The organism is Haloplanus litoreus, assembly GCF_045690335.1.
Lineage (GTDB): Archaea > Halobacteriota > Halobacteria > Halobacteriales > Haloferacaceae > Haloplanus > Haloplanus litoreus.
On sequence record NZ_CP147874.1, the window covers coordinates 17,075 to 36,595 of the forward strand.

A 19,521-nucleotide genomic window follows, 5' to 3' on the forward strand; every position below is an offset into this window, starting at 1 on the left:
TTAGAGATAGCTCACTCCGTTTGCGTCCTCGTCGCCGGCGTCGTCCTCGAGCGCGCCGATACCCTCCAGGTGCCGAATGCCCTGCTCGGCCATGTACCACGCCGCGATCAGGTCCGGCGTGTGGCCGGTGAGCTTCCCATCCGAGAGCTCCAGAGACATCGCCGCCTGGATGAACTCCTCGGTGCCGCTGTGCCCCCGGTAGAACTGGATGCCACCGTTCTCGACGAGCCGGCGAAGTCGCGGGATGCCGTTCTCCCAAGAGTGTTTCTTGCCGGTCGTCGAGATGCCCTGGACCTTCGATCGGAGCGATGGGGAGAACTCGAGGGCATCGTTCGCGACGTACTGTTGCATCCCGTTGTCCTCGATCACGACCACTGCGGGGTCGTAGCGGTCGTCGAAGTCGAGTAGCGTCGCCTTGACTTGCGAGGGGGCCATCCCCGTCTCGGCGACGGCGTCCAGGAGGCGACGTCGGCCGTCGCGACCGACACGGAACGCGACGAAGGCTGCATCGTCACCGGTCGGCGACTGGGCGGGGTCGTGGGCAACGACGGTCGCCTCGCCGGCGCCGGGGGTGAGTGTTCGCGGTGGTTCCCGACCCCGGATCGAACAGCCACCGTCGTCAACGAGGCGGTTGACGTCGGCCTCGTCGATCAGGTTGCCTGACGCGCCCCGGATGGTGAGCGTGTACTCCCGCCAGAACAGGTAGTCGGCGATCTTCGAGCGCTTGTCGGCCAGCCACTCGGGACCGCGAGCCTCGGGCCAGAGGAGCTGTAGCGTGCCCTCCGCCCACGGGTTGTCGACTACGGTGTAGAGCTCCTCGTCGGGGCGGCGGGCTTTCCAGTCGTCGTCCTCCTGGAACTCCTGGTCCCAGACGTCGAGGATGGCTGGGAACTCCCGGAGTGCGTAGCCCTCGTAGTCGCGGTAGTGGTTGTAGATATCGTTTGGGCGCTTGCGCGTCCCGACGATCACCGTGCGACCGTCTTCTTTGACCATCGGCTGGGTGACGCCGTCGACCCAGTTGATGATCTCGCTGGTCTCGCCGTCGCCGCGTTCCTTGATGATGTCGTCGAGGATGAGCAAGTGGGCGCGGGCACCCTCGATGCCGCCGAACAGCCACCCGGTCGTCAGCGACGAGCCGTTCGCGAACACCTTCGTCTTCTTCGAGTCCTCTTCCCGCGGTCGGTTGAGGTTGGTGAGCCACGGGTTGCGCTCGATGACGCGGTTGAGTTCGCGATCGGCTTTGTCGAAGGCCTGCTCGCGGGTGTTCATCGCCCAGATGACGCGATACCCGTCCAGGTACTCGAGACAGGCGACAGCGAAGGCCGTGATGATCGTCGTCTTCAGGCCGTCCCGGTGACACAGTAAGGCAAGATCGCCCTCGACGTCTGCCTCGCCGGCGAGGTGCCGGAGCCACTGGGCGTGGTGCTCACCGAGGGGGTTCCAGGCGTCGTGTTCGGCAGCCATGTACCCCTGCGTGATCTTGTTCGCGAAATCGAGCCAGCAGCCGTGCTCAAAGGGGTTGTAGGCCGCCCGGATCTGCGCCCGCGAGAGGTCGACCTCCTCAGTCTCAGCGGTTTCAGTACTACTCATCGTCGAGTGTCGCCTCCCGGATCGCCGCCGCAGTCTCGCTGTCGAGGTCGACCGTGTGCTCGATGTCGCCGTCGACGTTCATGTTGATGTCCGTCGAGTAGACCCCGAGGACGTCTGCCTTCTCGCGCTGGTAGCTCGCCTGCTCTTTGCGGGCCATCGCTTGTCCCTTCGGATCGTCGACGTCGCGTTCGAGGCCGACCCGGACGGTGCGGTACTCCGGCTGGGTGCCCGGTCGTGCCGGCTGGCCACCTCGACGGGCGCCGGCGGGGTACTCCTGACCGACGTCCAAGTAGCGGTCGTCGGCGACGAAGACAACGACCGTGTCGCGCTCGTCGGCCCACTCCGGACGGCGCTCGTCACCGGGCGGGACGCGTTCCCAGTCGGCGACCCGCAACGGCGCCTCGTGTTCGGCGACGCGGTCCATCTTCGGGACGACCGCCTCGACCCACTCGTCACGCGTCGCCTCGGCTTCGGCCTCGCGAGCGCGCTGGTACAGTCGCTCGTAGCGCTCGGCGGACTGCAGGCGGACGTTAGCGTGCTCCGCCTCGATCTGCTCGAGAACCTCCTCGGCCGGCTCCGAGTTGAGGTAGCCCCGGATCGTCGAGAGTGCGTACTCGCCGATGCCCTCGTCGACGAAGCGCTCCTGAATATCTTCGGGAGCGAGATTGTCGAGGTGGTGCCACTTGAGCGCGAGTGTGACACGGCGTTCGTAGGTGGCCATCGGTGTGAGAGCGTTCTGCAGTCGCGAGTGCCGGGTTATAGTTTAAATACGGTTCTCGTGAGGGCGGTGACGGTGACCATCGCCCGATGCGTCGGTGTCAGGATGTCGAGGCGTCCACCGATGCGGCGCCGTCGCGAACAGCGGCGGGTAGGTCATCGAATCGCCTCAGTCGTCGCGGCTCCTCCAGGAGCGCCTCGCGGAGTTGGATACCCCGGTAGCGTGCCCACTGGCTACAGAGCACCAGCCCGAACGCGATCGCGGCTGTCGGGAGGCGCTGGTAGATGTCGGCAGGAGAAACATATGCCCCCTGTCCGGTGAGGATCGCCGGGACGGCGTCCCCGAGCAGCAGCGAGAAGAAGACGATCGCCGCGACGATAGCCGCGTCGACGAGATGCACTGGTTCGAAAAGGGGGCGGCCGTCGCTGTCGGTCATGGGTTTGATGAGACAGCGATCGTAGTCGCCGGGATGCGTGCGATTACGGGCATTGGACATCGTGAGGCCGGCGTGCGGGATCGAACCGCGGCACGACGCTGGCGCCCCGTACACTGTTATCCAGCGCCCATAGGGGCCGCGCCGCTCAACCAGTCGCCGGCAAGGCGGGCCATCGAGGACGAATCGGCTCGCGGGGATCGACGTATGGCATGAGCCGAACTGCAGGCGCACGTTGATGGGAGGCCCGCTCGTGTGGCTCAGCGTCCCTCGCCTGCCGCGTGATGCGGTGATCGGGTCATCGGGCTCTACACGCGGACACGGTCGGTGGTCTCGCGCTGGTCGAGCGTCGTCGAGTCGTGCAGACCACGGACCACACCCCGCGCGAGTGCCTCGTTGATCGACGGCACCGACTCGGGTTCCGGGCCGACGACGTCGGGCGGGAGGCGCTCGTCGTAGGCGGTGAGCGCGTAGGCGGCGAGGCGCTGGCGGTCGACCGAGAGCCCCTTCGACTCCAGCGTCGCGACGATCTGCTGGATGTAGCGCTTGAAGCGGTCGCGACCGATTTCGCGGTCGTCCCAGATCCGCTCGTAGGACCCTTCGACGCCGCAGTCACAGAAGATGCCTTTCTGCTCGCTCACCGAATCTGCCGGGGCGAACTCGACGGTTGTCTGGCGGTTCCTCCGGCTCCAGTAGGCCTCGCGAGAGACCTCCCAGTTGCGCTTGGCCTTTAGACGCTGTTCGCGAACGACGGCGAAGCAGTTGTTACACACGTCGACCGCCGACAGGATGCGGTCTTGGAAGCTTTCGTGCATGGTAGGAGAGACTCGTGACTTGGCCCCACTCTCGGGTTGGTCACGAACAGCCGGTCGGGTAGGGGTACGTGCAGTAGTCGGTGCGGGTGGTAGTTATGCGTCCGGATACTGCCGGATTTCGGCAACAACCTGTCTGAGGTCGTCGTTTTTGCGGGCCTTATGGACGAAGTGCCGAGATTCGAGAGTATCGAGGGCCTCGTCGAGGGTGGTCGGGGCGAGGTAGGTTCGGCCGAGGAGCTCCTGTCTGGTGAGCGGCCCGTCGCGGTCGAGCTCGCGAAGGACGTACTTGGCACTGGGCGGGAGGTCTTCGAACCCTGCCGGTGGGTCGAAGTCGCCCCCAGTCACCCGCCTGTACCACCGGGGTCGACCCCGCCAAGTGGCTCCCAGAACGTCCTCGTCTCAGCACTGGCCGGCCCGTCCGGCTGGTCGTCGTCGGTCTCGATGGGGTTGGGGTCCCGGATCGCCAACCCCCACGTATAGATACTCCCATACGCCTCGGTTGGCGATCCGACGTCGACAACACCACTGTTCGGTAACCCCGTGGCCGCGTACAGTGTCGCCCCGTGCTCGCCGACGCTCTCGAATACCTGGACGTCGTGATCGCCGTCTTCGTCCTCGAAGCGTCGCATCGTCTGGCGGACGTGTTCCTTCGAACACTCGGCACGGTCGGCGAGCACTCGGGCGGAGAGTGGTTCGGCCGCCTCACGAAGTTCCTCGACGATCCGATCCTGTTTCTGCCCGAAGGTCCACACCACACCGGGCGTCTGGACGTCGGCGAAGCCAGTCGGCATCGCGTCGGTCCTGACGTACACGGTGGCCGTTGAGTCTGGGTCGTCGGGATTCCGTGCGTAGCGTCCGGCGGCCTGGGCGACGTGGTTCTCGCGGACGGAGGCAAGGATTTCGCGAGCAGTGTCTGCATCCTCGCCAGTGAAGCCCCGGCCGTGGGCCCGCTGTTGCCCCGTCCCAAGGCACTTCCGACAGCCCTCGCCCTCACAGTGTTCACACTCGCCCTCGGAGCGCTCGGGTTTGGCATCAAGATCGAGTTCGGCGAGCAGGTTGACGACGTGGTCGTCTCCAGGGTCGATCACGCCTTCCACGAGTCCAATCGGCTCGTCGGCGAAGTCGTTGCGGGACTTCTCCTCGCCGTAGTGCATCGTCTTCGGATCGTGGACACCGGCCTCGTTCATGATCGAGGCGACACGGTCCTCGACTGACTTGGCGGTGATCGCCGTGCGGAACCGCTCCCCGTAGGTGCCTCGAAGCTGGCTCGCGATCGCCCGAAAACCTCGGTCGTCGAAGTACTCTCCCTTCGTGAGCGGGCGGGTCGCGGTGCCGACCTGGACGACGCGAAGCCCGCGCTCGTAGCGACGCCACAGCCGACGCTCCTCGGGATCGAGGACTTGAGTCCGCTGCATGTGCGGCACCGTATTCGCCTGCCACTTCGGGAGCGCGGGGTGGGCGTCCAGGCCGATCACGCTCCGACAGAGATTGAGGTCGGGTGTCGCCCGCACGGTCTGAACGTCGTTCTGGTCGTCGAGGACGATCGTCACCCAACTCCGATTCCACCCCTCGTCATCGTGGGCGTGGGCATCCAGCCGCGGTGGTTCGTAGGGCGTCTTTCCGACGCGTCGGCCATTCGATCGCTCCTCGGCGTGGAAGATAGCCCGTGCGAGCGCCGGCGCCATGACGTGTGCCCGCGGCTCCTCGAAGTACCACTCCCGGTCGGGGGCGGCGTCGAGCATATGCTTGAGCGCCTCGCGCTCCTGACCGGCGTCGTCGCCCCAGGAATCCCCGCGGGAGAGCTGGACGAACGCCTCCCACGAGGTGACGGGTGCGTCGATAGCCTGCAGGTAGGCCGCGACAGCATCCCGAACCCGATCCGTCGTGAGGTCCTGGACGAAGTCGGGCTCCTCGTCGAAGACGAGATTCGTCCCCATCCGCAGGCCGGGGACGTGTGCGAAGTTGTGCGTCGCGATGACGAGCGGGTGGTCGCCCTCGCGAAGGTCCTCCCACTGCTGGATAGCCGGACACTCGCCGTCGTGGCTGCAGGGGAGCTCGGCGCCCTGGTCGTTGTGATCCTCGAGGTAGCGATGCGCTGCGGAGAACGGAATCCCCTTTGCGTCGCACTTGTGGGCGAGCCACTCGCTGGCGGCCTCGCCCTCGGTGGTGATGACCTCGCGGTCGTCGTCACTCTCCGGATGGGGATCGTGATCGCCGGCGGCAACCGGGCAGGCCTCGTGGCGGGCCTCCAGCACGAAGTGCTCACCACCGTCCTCCTCGGCGACTTCGACCGCTTCGTCGCGGGCATCCCGCGTCGCGAGGAGGTGGACGACTTGATTGTCGCCGGTGATCTCGTCGCGCGCGCCCCAGCGCGTCGACGCCACGGTGTAGGTCTTGCCCAGCGACGTGGGCGCGTCGACGACGCGCTCGTCGCCCTCACGCATCACCTCGGCAATCGTCTCGAACAGGCGGTCGCGAGCCTCGTCGGTCGTTGGCCACTCCAACCCGCGCTTCCGAGCGGCACGGCGCCGCTCGGCGGGCGCCATCGCATCGAGTTGCCCGAGCGGGAGTGCGGAGGTCGGCATCGCGAGACTCGGACCGGTGGACGTCGTCGACGGGATCGAGCCCTCCTCGCTGGGCTCCTTGGTCGGCAGATCGTCGCCCATCGCAGCGGCGAGGAGGTTGTCCGCATCGACGCTCGACGCGTCGTCTTCGTCATCGCTCTCGTCCTGGAAGCGCTCGGGCGGGAGCACTGGGTCCGGTGGATCCTCGCGCTCGGGTCCGGGATCGCCAGCGACTGCCTGGGCCTCGGCTAGCAGGTCGTCGTCGACGGTTACCGGCTCGGTCTCGGGCGGCTCACCATCCCAACATTCCGCGCACAGCGAGTTGTCGTGAGGGTAGAGCCGACGGTTGTGACAGCCGGTGATGCAGCACTGCTCGCCGACGGGAACCTCGAAGCGCGGCACCGGCTCGCTGCTGTCGTCCTGGTCGCGGGATTCGTCGACGATGTCCTTGACGAGCTCTCGTTGGTCGGGCGCGAGGTCGAGTTGGGCGAGGACCTGCATCGCGCCGACGTCGGGATGGTTCGCGACGAACGTCTCGACGCGCTCGCGGATATCACGCCCTCCGTCGGTCGCGACGGGGTAGTCGTCGGCCTCGCGACAGGTGTGACACTGCAGGCGACTCCCGACGCGGTGGGAGCGGGTGGGCTTCCCACAGACCGCACAGTTGCCGAACCGCCGACCAAGGCGGTCGTCGAGACGCTCTTTCAGCGTCCCGATGCGGTCGAAGATGCTCATCGGTCGCCCTCCTGGCGGAGCCGTTCAGCGGTCGCCACCCGCCGTCCCGCCTTTCTGATGTGTTGCTTCGTCTGGCGAACGGTGAGGTCGACATCGAACTCGTCCTCGAGGAGTCGCTTCGCCGCGACAAAGCCGAAGTGCTCACCGTCAAGTTCGTCGAACTCCTCAACGAGTGGGACGAGCGCCTCGCCGGGGCGCATACCGAGCGCGCACAGCGGACAATCGCTCAACGGCCCTCACCCCCCTCGTACCGCTCTCGAGCAACAGCGTGGAGCGTTCCACGGTTCCAGAGGTCAGCCTCGGGGGCAGTCACCGACTCGAACGCATTCCGTGAGTACCACCGCTCGTCGAGTTCAGCCGTAATCCGACCCGTCCCGCCGCAGAGGTTGCAGACGTTGTTGGTCGGGTCGTGCATACACCGCCCCTGCGCGTGACAGAGGTCGCCGTAGCACTCGACGTACTCGCCGGATCCACGACACCGACCGCAGCGAACCCACTCGGCGTCGTACCACCAGCCGCGCTCGCGAACGACGTTCACGCGTCCTCACCTCCCTGCCAGTCGGCCCACGTACTCTGTCTCTCGACAGCGGGGCGCTCTTGCAAATCGGGGATATTCGTGGTCGTCTCCTCACCGGTCGGCTCGTCGTCGACGACGTCGACAGTTTCGCCGTCGCCCTGGTGGTACGGCGCCTCCCCAAGGTACTGGACAGTCCCGTCGAGTGCGGGCCCCTCGTAGGAGCGCCCGCTCATGCCGACACACCCCCGGTAGAAGTGGCGGTTGCTCTGGGCGTTAGAGTACAGCTAAACGGATGAGGCGACGCCGGGACAGGGAGTTCAACCAGATGTTTAACATCCCACGTATAGGCAGATGAACCATGCAGAATCCCGGCGACCGTGTGGACGCCCTGCGGGGTCGGCTCGACACCGGCGAGCGTGGCGGGTGTGACCGCGACCGCGAACTCCTCATCGAGTTCTCCGATGAGATGTACTTCCTCCGGGAGGAGTACGGCGACAACCGCCACGAGAAGCTCCTCCGACACCTGACCATCGTCAGCGAAAACGCCGGTCCCCTGGAGCCACTCCTTGAGGACACCGACGCCGTCAAGGACACCGTCCGCTGGATCCACCAGACCTACGACAACCCCGAGACCAACCGCGACTACCGCGTCGCCGTCCGGGTCTTCGGAAAGCGCGTCACTGAGGGCAACGAGGTCCCCGAGAGTCTCCAGATCGTCTCGGCGAAGACCCCCCGCAACTACGACCCCTCGCCCAAATCGACCGACCTCCTCCGCTGGGAAGAGGACATCAAGCCGATGATCGACGAGGCGCGCAACGCTCGCGACAAGGCGGCGATCGCCCTCCAGATGGACGCCGGCCTCCGGGGCGAGTCCGAACTCTACAGCCTCACTCGCGGCCAGATCATCGACGGTCCGGAGGCGCTGAAGGTCGTCGTCGACGGCAAGACTGGCGAGCGCGAGGTCGCACTGGTCCCCTCGACGCCCTACGTTTCGCGGTGGCTCGACGAACATCCCGAGGACAGCGGTGACGCCCCGATGTGGTGCAAGCTCGGCGCCACCGAGCATCTCTCCTACCCGATGTTCCTCAAGATGTTCAAGGAACCTGCCCGCCGGGCGGACATCGAAAAGCGAGTCACGCCGACGATCCTCCGGAAGTCCAACGCCACCTGGCTCGCCCGGATGGGCGCGAACGCGGCGTTGATCGAGGACCGCCAGGGTCGCCAGCGCGGGAGTGATGCCGTCGCCCGCTATGTCGCGACCTTCGGTGGCGAGGACGCGACTACCCAGTATCGCGCCCTCCACGGCGAGGAGGTCGAACGCGAGACGGCCGAGGATCACGCCCCGATCGAGTGCGACCGCTGCGGGAAGGAGAGCCCGCCCGATTCGGGCCTCTGTATGTGGTGCGGGCAGGCACTCGATCCGATCGCCGCGGACGCGATCTCGAAGGCCCAGAACGCCGCCTACCAGGGCCGTGTCTCCTCGGATGACGAGACCAAACAGGTCGCCATCGACACGCTCTTCGAGACGATGATGGAACACCCCACGCTCCGGGCGAAAGCCGTCCAGCGATTCCGCGACGCCGCGGACGGCGACTGACTCAGGCATCGTCCTCCCCGGTCGCCTCGTCGACGACCATCTGAGCTAACGGCGCGGCGGGGTTGTCCGATACCGCCAACTCTTCGTAGGCGTCGCCGTGGCGTTCGTACAGCTCTTCGAAGATCGTCGGGTCGTCAGGATTGTCAGTCTCGATACTCATGCTATCACGTCCAGAATCAGTAGTCCACTCCCGGCCGCGAGCACCACTGCCCACAGCGCGAGCAGGTAATAGTCGCGGGTCACGTCTCTCCCTCCCGGTAATACTGCTGCCAGGAGTCGTCTCCTCGGGCTGGGCGACCCCGTCGCCGAGCAGTTGGAGCTTCGCGGCTGTGCTGATCTCGCCAACGTGCTCGACGCTGTGAGCGCTGGTGATGTGCTTCTCGGCCTCCCGGACATAGTCATCGCCGTGGGGCCGATACAAATCAACCTCTCCCGCACTCGTTACGGCGGCGCGGTATCCCGTCCCGCTGAGGCCGGCGCCCTGGGTGACGATCACCTCGGCGTCGACCCAGTCCTCGCCGAATGGAACGTCCCACACGATTCGGTGACGAACGTCCATCAGCGTGAACGGCTGTTGGTAGTCGGCCATCGCCAGTTTCGCCCCCGGCTCGACACCCTCGAACACCGCGTCAGGCGTGTCCAGCTTCCCAACCGTCGGGGTTGGCGAGTCGGTGCCCTGTGGTTCCTCGGCGTCCGCCGAGTCGGTCACCCCAGGCGCCCGGGAGGGTCGTTCAACCGGCTCGTCGAACTCGGCGTCGCACTCGTAGCAGATCCAAGCTGGATCGGCGTCAGCGCGTTCGTAGACGACCGCCGAATCGCACTCCGGACAGGCCTGGACGGTGTCACTCACGCCACCACCTCCACGGACGCAACAGCGCCACGATCCTCCCACCCCGCGACGCCGTCGATCATCCGAACCGCAGCGGTCGTCGGGTGCCCTGGCCGGTCGACGAGGCGCCAGCGCCAGTCTGGAACGCCTTGCTCGAGCAGGACCCGACACTCCCCACCGACGCAGGTCACCCGTTCGACGGTCCCGAGCAGGATGCCCTCGCGATCGGCGAGTTCGAATTCGAGGGTATCGCCGGCGGTGTACTCCCGCAGCGGTGTCGGAGCGTCAGTCGTCGCCATCCTCGACCTCCTCTTGGATCCGCTCCTCGAGTTCGGTCTGCCGATGGCTCAGCTCGTAGCGCTCGGCGGCCCAGTCGGCGGCGACGAGTGGCGTATCGCCCTGTTCGACCAACGTGATGCCCTCCTCGAGGGCGGCGTCGAAGCGCTCGGTCTCGGTCGGCTCGGTGTCGGCCATCTACCGCACCTCCTGGACATCGACGACGGCCTCCTGGTCGGCGCTGACGTGGGCTGGATACCGTTCACGTCCGGCATCGTCCTCGTCGGTGGCGTCGAGGTCGACGAGGATGGTCCGATGCCCCGACTCGATCCACTGCAGGCCCGTCTGCTGGTCGGCCTCCGACGCCCCGCGGGTGAACTCGCGGACGAGGACATACGGTGCCAGCGCGGTCACTGTCGCGAACGCGGCCGCCGTCGCGACGCCGCGAACCAGGTGTCTACGCATCCTCACCACCGCCATTCAGAAAGCACTCCGCGCAGGGTGCGGTCCCGGGGTTGGCGCACTCGACGCTCCCGTTCGGACAGGTCGCCGACCGTTGGTCACCCATTCCGCGGTGAGTCAGTGCCGCGTCGGCCGGGTGGACGCGGCCGCCGTCAGTGACGAGGTCGCTGTCGGGCTGTGACCGCTTGGGATCGACCGCTGCCGAGCGCCGCGGGCACCGTTCGTAGTCGGCGTGGGTGGTTCCGCGTCGGTGGCCGTACTCCCGGCCACTCGGGCCGCGCGTGACCTGACAGCCACAGTCCGGGCACTCGAACGTCCCCGGCTGGTCACCGTCGACGGCGACGCCGCCGTCCGGCAGCGGGACCGGGTCCTCTCCCTCGTCGTCATCGTCGTCTTGGTCAGCGCGGTACCGCGCTTCGTCCGCGTACCGCTCGTCGCGCTCACAGTCCCGACAGAGACGGCCCTTGCACCGACGGCCGCACTTGCGACAGCCCGCCATCAGTCGTCGCCCTCCTTGGTGACGGGTTCGGTGTTCGCGAGCCGGTGATCGACCTCCATCACGTCTAGGCCGGCCTGGTCGGCGAGCCACTCGATGCGTCCCCGCAGCAGATCGCGCCCAGCATCGGTGAGCGCGTAGCTGTTGGTCCGCTTGTCAACACTTCCGCGCTCGACGAGGCCCTTCTCGAAGAGGTCGTCGAGGTTCGGGTACAGACGCCCGTGGTACACCTCCTGGCCGTAGTAGCCCTCGAGGGCGCGCTTGATGGCGAGCCCGTAGTCGGCTTCGAGGCCGGTCTGGGTCTCGGCGTCCGTTCCCCCACCGGCGAGGATTGCGAGGATGTCGGTCTGGAACTGGGTGAGGTCAGTCGGGTGGACGTCGTCGTCGCCGCCGGTGAGGAGACCGCCGTCGGTGCGGAGGTCGTCGCTGCTCGGCCGCCGATCCGCCCCCGCTGCGGCAAAGGCACCGTCGATATCGTTTTCCGCGTCGCCGTTCGATGCCTCAGTGCGGGCCTTCTGGCCTGCACAACCCTTTCGTTCTGCGGCGGCATCGGCGTGTGGTGAGACGACGTCGTGAGAAGCATCTGCGTCAGTACTGGGTGTGTTCGCGGGCGATTCGTCTCGGTTCGTGGGGCTAGCGTTTTGTGCCCCGCTGTTCTCGTTGGGCATGCTCGGAAACCTCGTAGGGAGGTTGACCCGAGCCCGGCGTGTCTCCAGCACGCCGGCCTTCGTAGAGCCGGAAGGCCCGGGTCACTTACTCCGTTGAGTCGGACAGGTAAAATAACTTGCTGTGTGTCACACAGCAAGTGGAATGGGTATGGGCCTAAATACAAATGGTCGCACTTCGTATCGTCTACCATCGGTACCACTATGAGTTACACAGCGCCTACAGACGATGTGGTCAGACAGCGAGCCGACTGGATGCGCCCCGTCGACGAGCGCATCATGGAGACGATGCGCGACGAGGGGAATCTTACGCCCCAAGCTCTCGACGAGACGTTCGGCGTCACTGCCGCCAACCACGCGAGTAACCGTTTGTCGGAACTCGCGAAGTACGGCCTCGTCGAGCGTATCGGCACCGGACTCTACCGCCTCACCGACCGGGGCGAGGCTTTCCTCAACGAGGAGCTCGACGCGAGCGAGCTGACGCCCGATGCCGGCCAGGACTGACATCTTTTACGCCCTCGCGAGTCGCAGAAGGATATCGTCGACCCAGTCGGGCACCTCTTTATCTGCCAGTTCGCCATCGCTATTCCACGAGGTGACGACCTCGCTGAGTTCACCCGTGCTGGTAACATCGAGTCGCCAGCGCGCACCGTCGATGGCATCGATCTCGACGCGGGCGCCCCCACCCGAGAGTGGTTTGACGACATCAACTTCGACCTCGGTCCCGTCGTAGGCCTCGATCGTGTCTGGTGCCATACGCGAGGACCGACGGCCGGATACACCTAAAAATGGAAGTGAATTTCCGACCCCCTATGCTTTAGTGGGGATCGCGAGCGTCGGCTCGACCCCCTCGTCGACGACAACGTAGGTCGGGTCGTGCGTGGGTCCCTCGCGAGCGACGAGATCGTAGGCCATGAGCTTCTGCAGTTTGTTCCGCTGTGACCGCTTGCCGACCGGCGTCAGGCGATGGTCGGCGTAGGCCGCCTCGGCGACGGCGTCGTAGCGGTCGTGCAACGCTTGCCCCTCCAACGTGCCGGCCTCGAAGAGGACCGCGTACAGGACGTGATGATGGAAAGGCAGCGACCGAAGATTCGACTGCCGAATCAGATGCCGGGCCCGCTCGAAGGAATCGTCGACGTCAACCGCCTCGATCGTCCCGTGCCCGCGTTCCTCAGCGAGTTTCGCGCCGGCCCGCAGCGCCTGAATCCCCTCACGGGCGACGCCGGCGACGTCGTCGGCGATCCGTTCGAGTTGTCCCCGCGTCACGGCTGTCGGCGGCAGTCCCGCCCGCGCCCGGGCGCCGAGAATATCCGCCAGTTCGGCGACCCCGTAGCGATCCAGCGTGAGGGTAGTCGCGTCCATGTAGCGGTCGTTGACGTGTTCGAGACGGGCGAGCCAGTGGTGGAGGTCGTGGGTGATGACGACCGTCGAGAGCTGGGGGACGCCGGCCAGCAACTCCAGTGCCGGCGACCCCGGGAGGTCGTCGGCCTCGTCGAGGATCACGACGGTCGGGCGGTCGATCGTCTCGATGAGGTTGGTCTGGAGGGCATCTGTCGGGGCGTTACCCGGTGGGTCCATATCGACCCCCCGACAGACTGTGCGGAGGACCGATGCTGGCGTTGCCCCGAGACAGCGGACGTGGGTGTGGTCGATGGCCGCTTGCGTGGCCAGTCGCTGGAGGGTATGCCGGGCGAGGGCGGTCTTGCCGACGCCGGAGGGGCCGGCGATAATGACCTCGTCGCCGGCCTCGCCCAGTCGGGTGTGGTCCCACGCCCGCAGCAGGGTCTCGACGGCACTCTCGCGATGCATCAACTCCCGTGGGAGGTGATCGTCTTCGAAGACGCGGGGATCGGTAATCATCGCGGACTGACCTGACGACGAGCGGATACATAAAATGGGGTATGGTTTCCGGGGGTGGCATACGTTTATGTCAGATCAGTTTAACCACTATCACATGGATCGACGTTCGTTCCTCGCAACGCTGGGGGCGGTGGGTGCAGGCTGCGCTGGTAGCAACGGCCAGCCAGCCGCCTCGGAGGCGGATACTAACACCCCAACTCGGACGACAGTAGCCCCGACATCGACGCCGGAGTTCCGCGGCGCTGCTGACCCCTGGCGCAACACGGAGGAATCGTCGACGGCGACCCAGCAGACTATTGGTGGTACAGTCGTCCTCCCACCGAACACGTATGCTGTCCGATTCCCCGAACCGAAGCTACCGGCACGAATGGAGTTGAGCGTACAGGTTCAATCCGATGCATCGGTTGACGTGTTCGTGATGGAACGTGCCGAATTCGAACGCTACCGGGAACAGCGCGAGTTTCTGTTGTACACGGAGCCATCAACGTACGATACTTCATTGACGACGATTAACGCAGAACTGCAGGCCGACGAGCACGCGATCGTCTTCGACCACACGACGACAGGGACGGCACCGACGGATCAAACAGTTCGGATCTCCTACGAGTTGACACTCTCGTATACTGAGGAGACGGCAACCCCGACGCCGGAACCGACGACGCCACGGCCGGACACCCTCCCGTTTGGTCAATTTCGGACGGTCGAGGGTGTCGGGATCGCACCGCTGGAACTCGGAGAGATGAATTCGTCCGGTCTCCCGGATCGCAAAAAGCGCGTGTCGTTATCTGTCGTTGCCTCAAATTCAACCGAATCACCGGTCACGCCACCGCCAATCGAGGAGTTTGTTCTGTGGCGAGATGACGAGCGGTGGGAATCCGAAGGAAAATCATCGTGGCCAGAACGCGTCTATTCAGGTGAGCGAATCACCCAGGAGGTGTGGTTCGTTGTGAGCAAAGTGATCCCACCGTCGACGTTGAACGCGGGGTATCGATACGACGGTGAGTTACTGAAGTGGGAACAGTGAGGTAGTCAGTGCGTCCGTTCGTACCACTCGGAGGTGACGCCCGACTGCCGGCAGTTCTCGGGGTGCGGGATGTACTCCGGGGCGCTTGCGGCCTCACCGCAATGCGGGCAGATCACTTTCCCAGTCGGCTCGCCCGGTTTGAACCCATCCACGGTTCGCGGTGTCTCAGAAACGTCGAGGACGAACTCGGTATCCGGGTCCGCGAACGACCGGAAGTCGCTCCCGGGCATCATACGCCCTCCTCGATGGCGTCGAGTAGTTGCAGCGCCTCCCGGAGGTGTCGGCGCGTCTCGGCAGGGTCCGCGGTCGTAGCCTCGACGGCGTCCTCCAGGTGCTCACGGAGTCGGTCAGCCGTGGTCTCGCCACCGTCCGGCCGCGTCAGGACCGCGGTGCCGTCGAGGGTGCCCTCGACTTCGACGTCGGCGAGGACGTCGTGGCCGCGCGGCAGCCACTTGCACCCGTTCCAGTAGTCCTCGTAGTAGTCGTGCAGGCCGTCCGTTCGGGATTCGAGACGGAGGCGCTCGGGCGTCCCGCGCCCGCTGTTCGGGCGGAAGCGGATCGTGAGGCCGCCCGGTCGATCACTCGACATCGCCGGTCACCGTGTGGGACACGTCCGCGAGTTCGCGTGCCTCACCGCCGAGGGTGTCCAGCCGCTCAGAGTGGTTGATCACGAGCGTCGACAGAGCGTCGTCGAACCCCTCCGGCTCCGTGTTCCAGTCCTCGTCGAGTTGCATCGCCAGATCGAACAACTGTTCGAGGACGTCGACGACAGCCCGCTCGGCGACTGGCCGCCCATCGTCGGCCGCCTCGGTCTCGATGCGAAGTAGCCGCGACTCGGGCATGGCGTAGGTCTTACTCGGCTCGGATTTGGCGTTGCTACAGTAGACCACTTCGAAGACGGCGTCGTCGGGCTGGGCCTCCAGCCGACTGTTGCCGTAGTTACCACAGAGGTCGTAGTCGTTCGCGTCGGACCACTCCGCGGCGGTCTGGCCGGTGTCCTCAAGCACGTGGACGGGGCGCCCCTGCGTGAGATCCAGCGCCACGTCGCCGACCTGTAGCTCAGGCATTGGCGGGCACCTCCTCGGCGACGGCGCCAGTCTCCTCGCCGATCAGGTCGTCCAGCACGCCCACCCTCGTGTAGTCCGAGATGTCGTACTGCCCGAGCAGATCGAGTATCGCGAGGTACGGACGGAGTGCGTCCTCGGGCGTGTACTCGGCGAGGCCATCGAGGATGTGGCAGGCGTTCGTCGCGATCTTCGCATTCGAGCCGCGCCGGCGATCTTTCGCGAGGTAAATAGCGACGTTGAGCCAGTCGTCGACGCGACCGTCGAGCCGCAGCGTCCACACCTCGGTGTCCTCGACATAGTACTGCGCGTCGTCGCCGCTCAGACGCTCGGCGATCAACTCCGTGACGTCACTGCGCTTGAGGTGGGCACCCTGCTTGTAGACGCCACCGTGACTCTTGATCCACCTGGCGTCAACGTCGAGGGTCGCGTCCAGGTCGGCCTCTTCGGTGATGGTGACGTCGAGGTCACCCTCGCTACGTTCACGTTCGATGACCGCCGTGCCGCTCGCTCGCAGGGTAAGGGTGTCAGTACGCTCGTCGGTGTCGGTAGTCTCGGGCATAGTTAGTGGTCCTCCTCGGTGGTCGATCGCTCGGGACAACTCGGCCGGCAGCGTTCGTAGCCACAGCCGGGGCACAGCACGCCGTCCTCGACGAGCCGGACGAACCGGAGGTGGTAGCACGCGCCGCCGGCCGGGCCCATCCGGTACTCGAAGTCCTCGCAGTCACACGCCCCTCGCGGCGGTCGACGACGTGGGTGTCGCCACCGCGGCGCTCGACCTCGAACATCCCCGGGGCGATCTGCTCGGCCCGCAGGGACCGAAACCGGGCGCGTCGGGTGCGCGGGCTCGTCATGTCGTGGGTCGTGCTCATGCGTCCAGTCTCCGGGCCACGTCCTCGACGATGCTTTCGAGCCCGCCGGCCTCCTCGACCGGGTGGCGCTCGGCCCATCCGGCCAGCTTCTCGTCGACGAACAGCACCCACGCGACGACCGACCGGCCGTCCAGGTCCCGCTCATGGACGACGTCGCTGTCGCGGGCCACCCAGATGTGCTGGGTCATGGGGTCGTGGTAGTGCTCGCGCCCAGCGGTGTCGATGCCGAGGCGGTACGCGCTCGATGGCAGGTCGGAGCCGACAGATTTGTGCCGGCGCGAATCGGATTCAGTCATGCTTCCTCAGGAAGCGGTCGTCCGGTGCTCCAACACCGGGCGGCGTTCTCACGCCGACTCCCGCTCCGTACCTACAGGTACGTCACCCGATCACTTAGTCTTAACGGACCGTAAAGGTGGTTAGTCCTACTAACCGTAATTACAAGTGGTCGCATGGATAACTAAGGGTGTGGTGATCGGATGACTACCCAACCGATGCCGGTCAAGATCGACGACACGATGGACGACGTCCTCAACACGTTCGTCCGCACTGACGGGTACGCGACGACAGGCTACCTCGTCGACGAGACCGATACGTCACGGCCGACGGTGTCGAAACGTCTCGACCGCCTCTACGCGGCCGAATGTATCGAGTATGTCCACGAGCCGACCGCATTCTGGCGACTTGTGGAGGACCCGCGGGAGGATACATGAGCGCGGAGCCCGAATCCCCGAAAGAGATGTCCCCAGATCGGACTATCACTGTCGGCGAAACCGTCGCCGGCGAACCCTACACCCTCCCGGTCGAAGAACTCCTCACCGGCCGGGCGTTCATCACCGGCAAGTCCGGCTCAGGGAAATCCAACACCGGCAGCGTCGTCTCCGAGGAGTTGCTCGCCCAGAACCTCCCACTGCTGGTCGTCGACGTCGACGGTGAGTACTGGGGCCTAAAAGAGGAGTACGAACTCCTCCATGTCGGTGCGACCGAGGAGTGTGATCTCCAGGTCGGACCGGAACACGCCGGTAAGCTCGCCGACCTCGCCCTGGATCAACTCGTCCCGATCATCCTCGACGTCTCGGGCTACGTCGACGGCGACGAGGCCGACGCGCTGGTCCGGGAGACCGCCCGGGAGTTGTTTGCCCGCGAGCAATCCGCCCTGCAGCCGTTCCTCATGCTCGTCGAGGAGATTCACGAGTACATCCCCGAAGGCGGTGGTCTCAACGAGACGGGCGAGGTGCTGATCCGAGTCGCCAAGCGCGGGCGGAAACGCGGGCTCGGCATCATGGGTCTCTCCCAGCGCCCCGCCGACGTAAAAAAGGATTTCATCACCCAGGCGGACCTGTTGGTCTGGCATCGGCTCACCTGGGACAACGACACAGATGTGGTCAAGCGCGTGATCGACCGCGAGCACGCCGACGGGATCGAGGGGCTTGCGGACGGTGAAGCGTTCGTCCAGGCCGACTGGAGCGACGCCGACGTCGAGCGGGTGCAATTCCGTCGCAAGCACACCTTCGACGCTGGCGCGACGCCCGGCCTTGACGATGTCGATCGCCCGGACCTCAAGGCGATCGACGCCGACCTCGTCGACGAACTCGAAGATATCTCCGAGCAGCACGAGCGCCGGCAGGACCGCATCGCCGAACTCGAAGCACGCCTCGACAAGAAAGACGGGCGGATCACTGAGTTAGAGGACGAACTCGAGGACGCCCGCGACCTCCAGCGCCTCGGCGAAGCGTTCGTCGACGCCGCCCAGGGCAGCGATGGCGGCGGTGTCGAGACCGAACAGCATGAACTCCTCGAAGAGAAGAACGCAACCATCGCCGAACTCCGGGAGCGCGTCACCGACTTGGAGGCCGAGACTGACGCCCTTCGCGAAGAGCGCGACGACTTGGAGGCCGAGGTCGAACGCCTGCAGGGCATCGAGGCTCGCGTCGAGCGTGCCGAGGAGATCGAGACGATGCTGGAGGAGGTCCGCGACGTGGTCGGCGTCGAGATCAAGGCAAGTGCGACGCCGGCACCGAGCGACGGGCTGGTCGAGGAGTACGACGAGGCCCGCGAGGAAGCCCAGGACCTCCGCGGCCGCCTCCAGGACGCCCACGAACGCATCGACGCCCTCGAAGCCGAGAACGAACGGCTGCGCGAGCAGGGCGGCGACGGCGTCACGGTCCCGACCGACTATCAAGACTTCGTCGACGAGCCGGTCGTCCAGAAAGCCATCGAGGAGGCAAAGGAGAAGACGAGCGCGTCGCCGCGGTACGTCCGGGGCGTCGTCGCGACGATCATCCAGGAGGGCAGCCCGGTTGACTACGAAACCGTCGCGGATCGCCTCGGCGTGAAAGGCACGTCGGACGTCTCGAAGGCCGCCTCGACACTGGAGGCCCTCGGCGTCCTCAAGCGCGTCCAGCAGTCGCCGGCGCTGATTGATTTCGACCTGGACGGCGTCGCCGAGATCAAAGAAGCCCAGCAGCGTCGCGAGCAAGCCGAAGCCGTGATGGACGAACTGTAGCTGCCACTCCCCACCCCGGTATCGATGTGTATCTTCCCGACCGCCAGCATCGCCAGCGGCGGCGCCGGATCCCAGTCACCAATGTCGTCCCAGTCGCCCCACCCAACTCCGCGCCGTTTCAGAATTGGCAACAGCCCCTGCCCCTTCATGTTCGTCCGCCTGCGACACAGAATTGCACCCGCGTGGACGCACTTCCCCGAGACGGTCCCCGCCGGGTGCGTTCCCCGACTGTACCCCCTCGCGGACATGCCTCCACATGTCTGCGTGCGATAGTGTGCCCGTTGCTATCCATTTGGGGATCCCCTCCCCAATTTCCCCTCCCTCTGCAGTTCTCCAGGTAGCGTCGCCACACCCCACCCCGCTATCGAAGTGTATCACTCAGCCACTCGAGGAGGCACGCCGACACGAACCGCTCGGGAGTGTCGCAGGAGGGATCATACTGGAGGGTCACGAATCTAGTCGTATGGTCGGAGCCGATGCGTGGGTACTCTATTCGAGTGA

At 65.8% G+C, this 19,521-nt stretch carries 28 protein-coding genes; 5 read left to right on the top strand and 23 right to left on the bottom strand.

The annotated features are described in order from the left end of the window. The 9 genes from V8686_RS00100 to V8686_RS00140 form a co-directional block, all read right to left on the bottom strand. Positions 1-1,590, bottom strand: a complete 1,590-nt coding sequence (locus V8686_RS00100; protein ID WP_379701740.1) for a phage terminase large subunit family protein — start codon at positions 1,588-1,590, stop codon at positions 1-3. Then, entirely contained in the window at positions 1,583-2,311 is a 729-nt protein-coding gene (locus tag V8686_RS00105; RefSeq protein WP_379701741.1) for a hypothetical protein, read from the bottom strand. Before V8686_RS00105 ends, V8686_RS00100 begins: the two co-directional genes overlap by 8 nt. Before the next feature lie 97 nt (positions 2,312-2,408). Next, a complete protein-coding gene (locus V8686_RS00110) occupies positions 2,409-2,744 on the bottom strand; it encodes a hypothetical protein (RefSeq protein WP_379701743.1) in 336 nt (111 codons plus the stop codon). Positions 2,745-3,049: 305 nt separating this feature from the next. Next, complete coding sequence (locus V8686_RS00115; protein WP_379701745.1) at positions 3,050-3,556, bottom strand: peptide ABC transporter substrate-binding protein; 507 nt, start codon at positions 3,554-3,556, stop codon at positions 3,050-3,052. A gap of 93 nt (positions 3,557-3,649) precedes the next feature. Then, a complete protein-coding gene (locus V8686_RS00120; RefSeq protein ID WP_379701746.1) occupies positions 3,650-3,901 on the bottom strand; it encodes a MarR family transcriptional regulator in 252 nt (83 codons plus the stop codon). After that, on the bottom strand, positions 3,898-6,855 hold the full coding sequence (locus V8686_RS00125; RefSeq protein ID WP_379701747.1) for a hypothetical protein: 2,958 nt from the start codon (positions 6,853-6,855) through the stop codon (positions 3,898-3,900). Before V8686_RS00125 ends, V8686_RS00120 begins: the two co-directional genes overlap by 4 nt. Continuing rightward, entirely contained in the window at positions 6,852-7,055 is a 204-nt protein-coding gene (locus V8686_RS00130) for a hypothetical protein (RefSeq protein WP_379701748.1), read from the bottom strand. Before V8686_RS00130 ends, V8686_RS00125 begins: the two co-directional genes overlap by 4 nt. 26 nt (positions 7,056-7,081) lie before the next feature. Next, positions 7,082-7,393: a hypothetical protein gene (locus tag V8686_RS00135; RefSeq protein WP_379701750.1), complete on the bottom strand. Its 312-nt coding sequence runs from the start codon at positions 7,391-7,393 to the stop codon at positions 7,082-7,084. Beyond that, positions 7,390-7,605, bottom strand: a complete 216-nt coding sequence (locus tag V8686_RS00140) for a hypothetical protein (RefSeq protein ID WP_379701752.1) — start codon at positions 7,603-7,605, stop codon at positions 7,390-7,392. Before V8686_RS00140 ends, V8686_RS00135 begins: the two co-directional genes overlap by 4 nt. A 125-nt stretch (positions 7,606-7,730) precedes the next feature. Between V8686_RS00140 and V8686_RS00145 the strand changes: the two genes are divergently transcribed. Beyond that, a complete protein-coding gene (locus tag V8686_RS00145; RefSeq protein WP_379701754.1) occupies positions 7,731-8,969 on the top strand; it encodes a tyrosine-type recombinase/integrase in 1,239 nt (412 codons plus the stop codon). Between the two features lies 1 nt (position 8,970). Here the strand turns inward: V8686_RS00145 and V8686_RS00150 are convergent, their stop codons facing one another. Genes V8686_RS00150 through V8686_RS00175 form a run of 6 tightly spaced genes read right to left on the bottom strand, consistent with a single transcriptional unit; the run spans position 8,971 to position 11,505 of the window. After that, positions 8,971-9,819, bottom strand: a complete 849-nt coding sequence (locus V8686_RS00150) for a hypothetical protein (RefSeq protein ID WP_379701755.1) — start codon at positions 9,817-9,819, stop codon at positions 8,971-8,973. Next, positions 9,816-10,097 carry a hypothetical protein gene (locus V8686_RS00155; protein WP_379701757.1) on the bottom strand — a complete coding sequence of 94 codons (282 nt, stop codon included), beginning with the start codon at positions 10,095-10,097 and terminating at the stop codon, positions 9,816-9,818. Before V8686_RS00155 ends, V8686_RS00150 begins: the two co-directional genes overlap by 4 nt. Beyond that, positions 10,084-10,272 (bottom strand): hypothetical protein, encoded by a 189-nt coding sequence (locus V8686_RS00160; protein WP_379701759.1) that lies wholly within the window; start codon positions 10,270-10,272, stop codon positions 10,084-10,086. The genes V8686_RS00155 and V8686_RS00160 overlap by 14 nt, the downstream gene beginning before the upstream one ends. Beyond that, positions 10,273-10,539 carry a hypothetical protein gene (locus V8686_RS00165; protein WP_379701760.1) on the bottom strand — a complete coding sequence of 89 codons (267 nt, stop codon included), beginning with the start codon at positions 10,537-10,539 and terminating at the stop codon, positions 10,273-10,275. Then, a complete protein-coding gene (locus tag V8686_RS00170) occupies positions 10,532-11,035 on the bottom strand; it encodes a hypothetical protein (RefSeq protein WP_379701762.1) in 504 nt (167 codons plus the stop codon). The genes V8686_RS00165 and V8686_RS00170 overlap by 8 nt, the downstream gene beginning before the upstream one ends. Beyond that, positions 11,035-11,505, bottom strand: coding sequence for a PadR family transcriptional regulator (locus V8686_RS00175; RefSeq protein ID WP_379706408.1), 471 nt, complete (start codon positions 11,503-11,505; stop codon positions 11,035-11,037). The genes V8686_RS00170 and V8686_RS00175 overlap by 1 nt, the downstream gene beginning before the upstream one ends. Before the next feature lie 447 nt (positions 11,506-11,952). Here V8686_RS00175 and V8686_RS00180 point away from each other — a divergent pair, with 447 nt between their 5' ends. Further along, on the top strand, positions 11,953-12,201 hold the full coding sequence (locus V8686_RS00180; RefSeq protein WP_379706410.1) for an ArsR family transcriptional regulator: 249 nt from the start codon (positions 11,953-11,955) through the stop codon (positions 12,199-12,201). A gap of 6 nt (positions 12,202-12,207) precedes the next feature. On the opposite strand, the gene V8686_RS00185 is transcribed toward V8686_RS00180, so the two are convergent. Continuing rightward, a complete protein-coding gene (locus V8686_RS00185) occupies positions 12,208-12,453 on the bottom strand; it encodes a hypothetical protein (protein ID WP_379701764.1) in 246 nt (81 codons plus the stop codon). A 54-nt stretch (positions 12,454-12,507) separates the two neighbouring features. After that, positions 12,508-13,557 carry a Cdc6/Cdc18 family protein gene (locus V8686_RS00190; RefSeq protein ID WP_379701765.1) on the bottom strand — a complete coding sequence of 350 codons (1,050 nt, stop codon included), beginning with the start codon at positions 13,555-13,557 and terminating at the stop codon, positions 12,508-12,510. A gap of 94 nt (positions 13,558-13,651) precedes the next feature. Here V8686_RS00190 and V8686_RS00195 point away from each other — a divergent pair, with 94 nt between their 5' ends. After that, positions 13,652-14,581: a twin-arginine translocation signal domain-containing protein gene (locus V8686_RS00195; protein ID WP_379701767.1), complete on the top strand. Its 930-nt coding sequence runs from the start codon at positions 13,652-13,654 to the stop codon at positions 14,579-14,581. Positions 14,582-14,586: 5 nt separating this feature from the next. On the opposite strand, the gene V8686_RS00200 is transcribed toward V8686_RS00195, so the two are convergent. From V8686_RS00200 to V8686_RS00225, 6 genes are all read right to left on the bottom strand, one after another. Then, positions 14,587-14,814, bottom strand: coding sequence for a hypothetical protein (locus V8686_RS00200; protein ID WP_379701769.1), 228 nt, complete (start codon positions 14,812-14,814; stop codon positions 14,587-14,589). Next, positions 14,811-15,170 (bottom strand): hypothetical protein, encoded by a 360-nt coding sequence (locus V8686_RS00205; protein WP_379701770.1) that lies wholly within the window; start codon positions 15,168-15,170, stop codon positions 14,811-14,813. The genes V8686_RS00200 and V8686_RS00205 overlap by 4 nt, the downstream gene beginning before the upstream one ends. Further along, positions 15,160-15,648: a hypothetical protein gene (locus tag V8686_RS00210; RefSeq protein ID WP_379701772.1), complete on the bottom strand. Its 489-nt coding sequence runs from the start codon at positions 15,646-15,648 to the stop codon at positions 15,160-15,162. Before V8686_RS00210 ends, V8686_RS00205 begins: the two co-directional genes overlap by 11 nt. After that, complete coding sequence (locus V8686_RS00215) at positions 15,641-16,207, bottom strand: hypothetical protein (RefSeq protein WP_379701774.1); 567 nt, start codon at positions 16,205-16,207, stop codon at positions 15,641-15,643. Before V8686_RS00215 ends, V8686_RS00210 begins: the two co-directional genes overlap by 8 nt. Before the next feature lie 2 nt (positions 16,208-16,209). Beyond that, positions 16,210-16,347 (bottom strand): hypothetical protein, encoded by a 138-nt coding sequence (locus V8686_RS00220; RefSeq protein ID WP_379701776.1) that lies wholly within the window; start codon positions 16,345-16,347, stop codon positions 16,210-16,212. Positions 16,348-16,513: 166 nt separating this feature from the next. After that, entirely contained in the window at positions 16,514-16,813 is a 300-nt protein-coding gene (locus tag V8686_RS00225) for a hypothetical protein (protein ID WP_379701778.1), read from the bottom strand. 180 nt (positions 16,814-16,993) lie between these two features. Here V8686_RS00225 and V8686_RS00230 point away from each other — a divergent pair, with 180 nt between their 5' ends. Together V8686_RS00230 and V8686_RS00235 are read left to right on the top strand one after the other, a co-directional pair. Then, entirely contained in the window at positions 16,994-17,227 is a 234-nt protein-coding gene (locus V8686_RS00230) for a MarR family transcriptional regulator (protein ID WP_379701780.1), read from the top strand. Next, complete coding sequence (locus tag V8686_RS00235) at positions 17,224-19,020, top strand: helicase HerA domain-containing protein (protein WP_379701781.1); 1,797 nt, start codon at positions 17,224-17,226, stop codon at positions 19,018-19,020. The genes V8686_RS00230 and V8686_RS00235 overlap by 4 nt, the downstream gene beginning before the upstream one ends. The last annotated feature ends 501 nt before the right edge of the window (positions 19,021-19,521 follow it).

Bases quoted from the DNA above. Each gene is read 5' to 3' on its own strand.
- V8686_RS00100 (WP_379701740.1), bottom strand. From the start codon at position 1,590: ATGAGTAGTACTGAAACCGCTGAGACTGAGGAGGTCGACCTCTCGCGG.
- V8686_RS00105 (WP_379701741.1), bottom strand. From the start codon at position 2,311: ATGGCCACCTACGAACGCCGTGTCACACTCGCGCTCAAGTGGCACCAC.
- V8686_RS00110 (WP_379701743.1), bottom strand. From the start codon at position 2,744: ATGACCGACAGCGACGGCCGCCCCCTTTTCGAACCAGTGCATCTCGTC.
- V8686_RS00115 (WP_379701745.1), bottom strand. From the start codon at position 3,556: ATGCACGAAAGCTTCCAAGACCGCATCCTGTCGGCGGTCGACGTGTGT.
- V8686_RS00125 (WP_379701747.1), bottom strand. From the start codon at position 6,855: ATGAGCATCTTCGACCGCATCGGGACGCTGAAAGAGCGTCTCGACGAC.
- V8686_RS00130 (WP_379701748.1), bottom strand. From the start codon at position 7,055: ATGCGCCCCGGCGAGGCGCTCGTCCCACTCGTTGAGGAGTTCGACGAA.
- V8686_RS00140 (WP_379701752.1), bottom strand. From the start codon at position 7,605: ATGAGCGGGCGCTCCTACGAGGGGCCCGCACTCGACGGGACTGTCCAG.
- V8686_RS00145 (WP_379701754.1), top strand. From the start codon at position 7,731: ATGCAGAATCCCGGCGACCGTGTGGACGCCCTGCGGGGTCGGCTCGAC.
- V8686_RS00155 (WP_379701757.1), bottom strand. From the start codon at position 10,097: ATGGCGACGACTGACGCTCCGACACCGCTGCGGGAGTACACCGCCGGC.
- V8686_RS00160 (WP_379701759.1), bottom strand. From the start codon at position 10,272: ATGGCCGACACCGAGCCGACCGAGACCGAGCGCTTCGACGCCGCCCTC.
- V8686_RS00165 (WP_379701760.1), bottom strand. From the start codon at position 10,539: ATGCGTAGACACCTGGTTCGCGGCGTCGCGACGGCGGCCGCGTTCGCG.
- V8686_RS00170 (WP_379701762.1), bottom strand. From the start codon at position 11,035: ATGGCGGGCTGTCGCAAGTGCGGCCGTCGGTGCAAGGGCCGTCTCTGT.
- V8686_RS00180 (WP_379706410.1), top strand. From the start codon at position 11,953: ATGCGCCCCGTCGACGAGCGCATCATGGAGACGATGCGCGACGAGGGG.
- V8686_RS00185 (WP_379701764.1), bottom strand. From the start codon at position 12,453: ATGGCACCAGACACGATCGAGGCCTACGACGGGACCGAGGTCGAAGTT.
- V8686_RS00190 (WP_379701765.1), bottom strand. From the start codon at position 13,557: ATGATTACCGATCCCCGCGTCTTCGAAGACGATCACCTCCCACGGGAG.
- V8686_RS00195 (WP_379701767.1), top strand. From the start codon at position 13,652: ATGGATCGACGTTCGTTCCTCGCAACGCTGGGGGCGGTGGGTGCAGGC.
- V8686_RS00200 (WP_379701769.1), bottom strand. From the start codon at position 14,814: ATGATGCCCGGGAGCGACTTCCGGTCGTTCGCGGACCCGGATACCGAG.
- V8686_RS00205 (WP_379701770.1), bottom strand. From the start codon at position 15,170: ATGTCGAGTGATCGACCGGGCGGCCTCACGATCCGCTTCCGCCCGAAC.
- V8686_RS00210 (WP_379701772.1), bottom strand. From the start codon at position 15,648: ATGCCTGAGCTACAGGTCGGCGACGTGGCGCTGGATCTCACGCAGGGG.
- V8686_RS00215 (WP_379701774.1), bottom strand. From the start codon at position 16,207: ATGCCCGAGACTACCGACACCGACGAGCGTACTGACACCCTTACCCTG.
- V8686_RS00220 (WP_379701776.1), bottom strand. From the start codon at position 16,347: ATGGGCCCGGCCGGCGGCGCGTGCTACCACCTCCGGTTCGTCCGGCTC.
- V8686_RS00225 (WP_379701778.1), bottom strand. From the start codon at position 16,813: ATGACTGAATCCGATTCGCGCCGGCACAAATCTGTCGGCTCCGACCTG.
- V8686_RS00230 (WP_379701780.1), top strand. From the start codon at position 16,994: ATGACTACCCAACCGATGCCGGTCAAGATCGACGACACGATGGACGAC.
- V8686_RS00235 (WP_379701781.1), top strand. From the start codon at position 17,224: ATGAGCGCGGAGCCCGAATCCCCGAAAGAGATGTCCCCAGATCGGACT.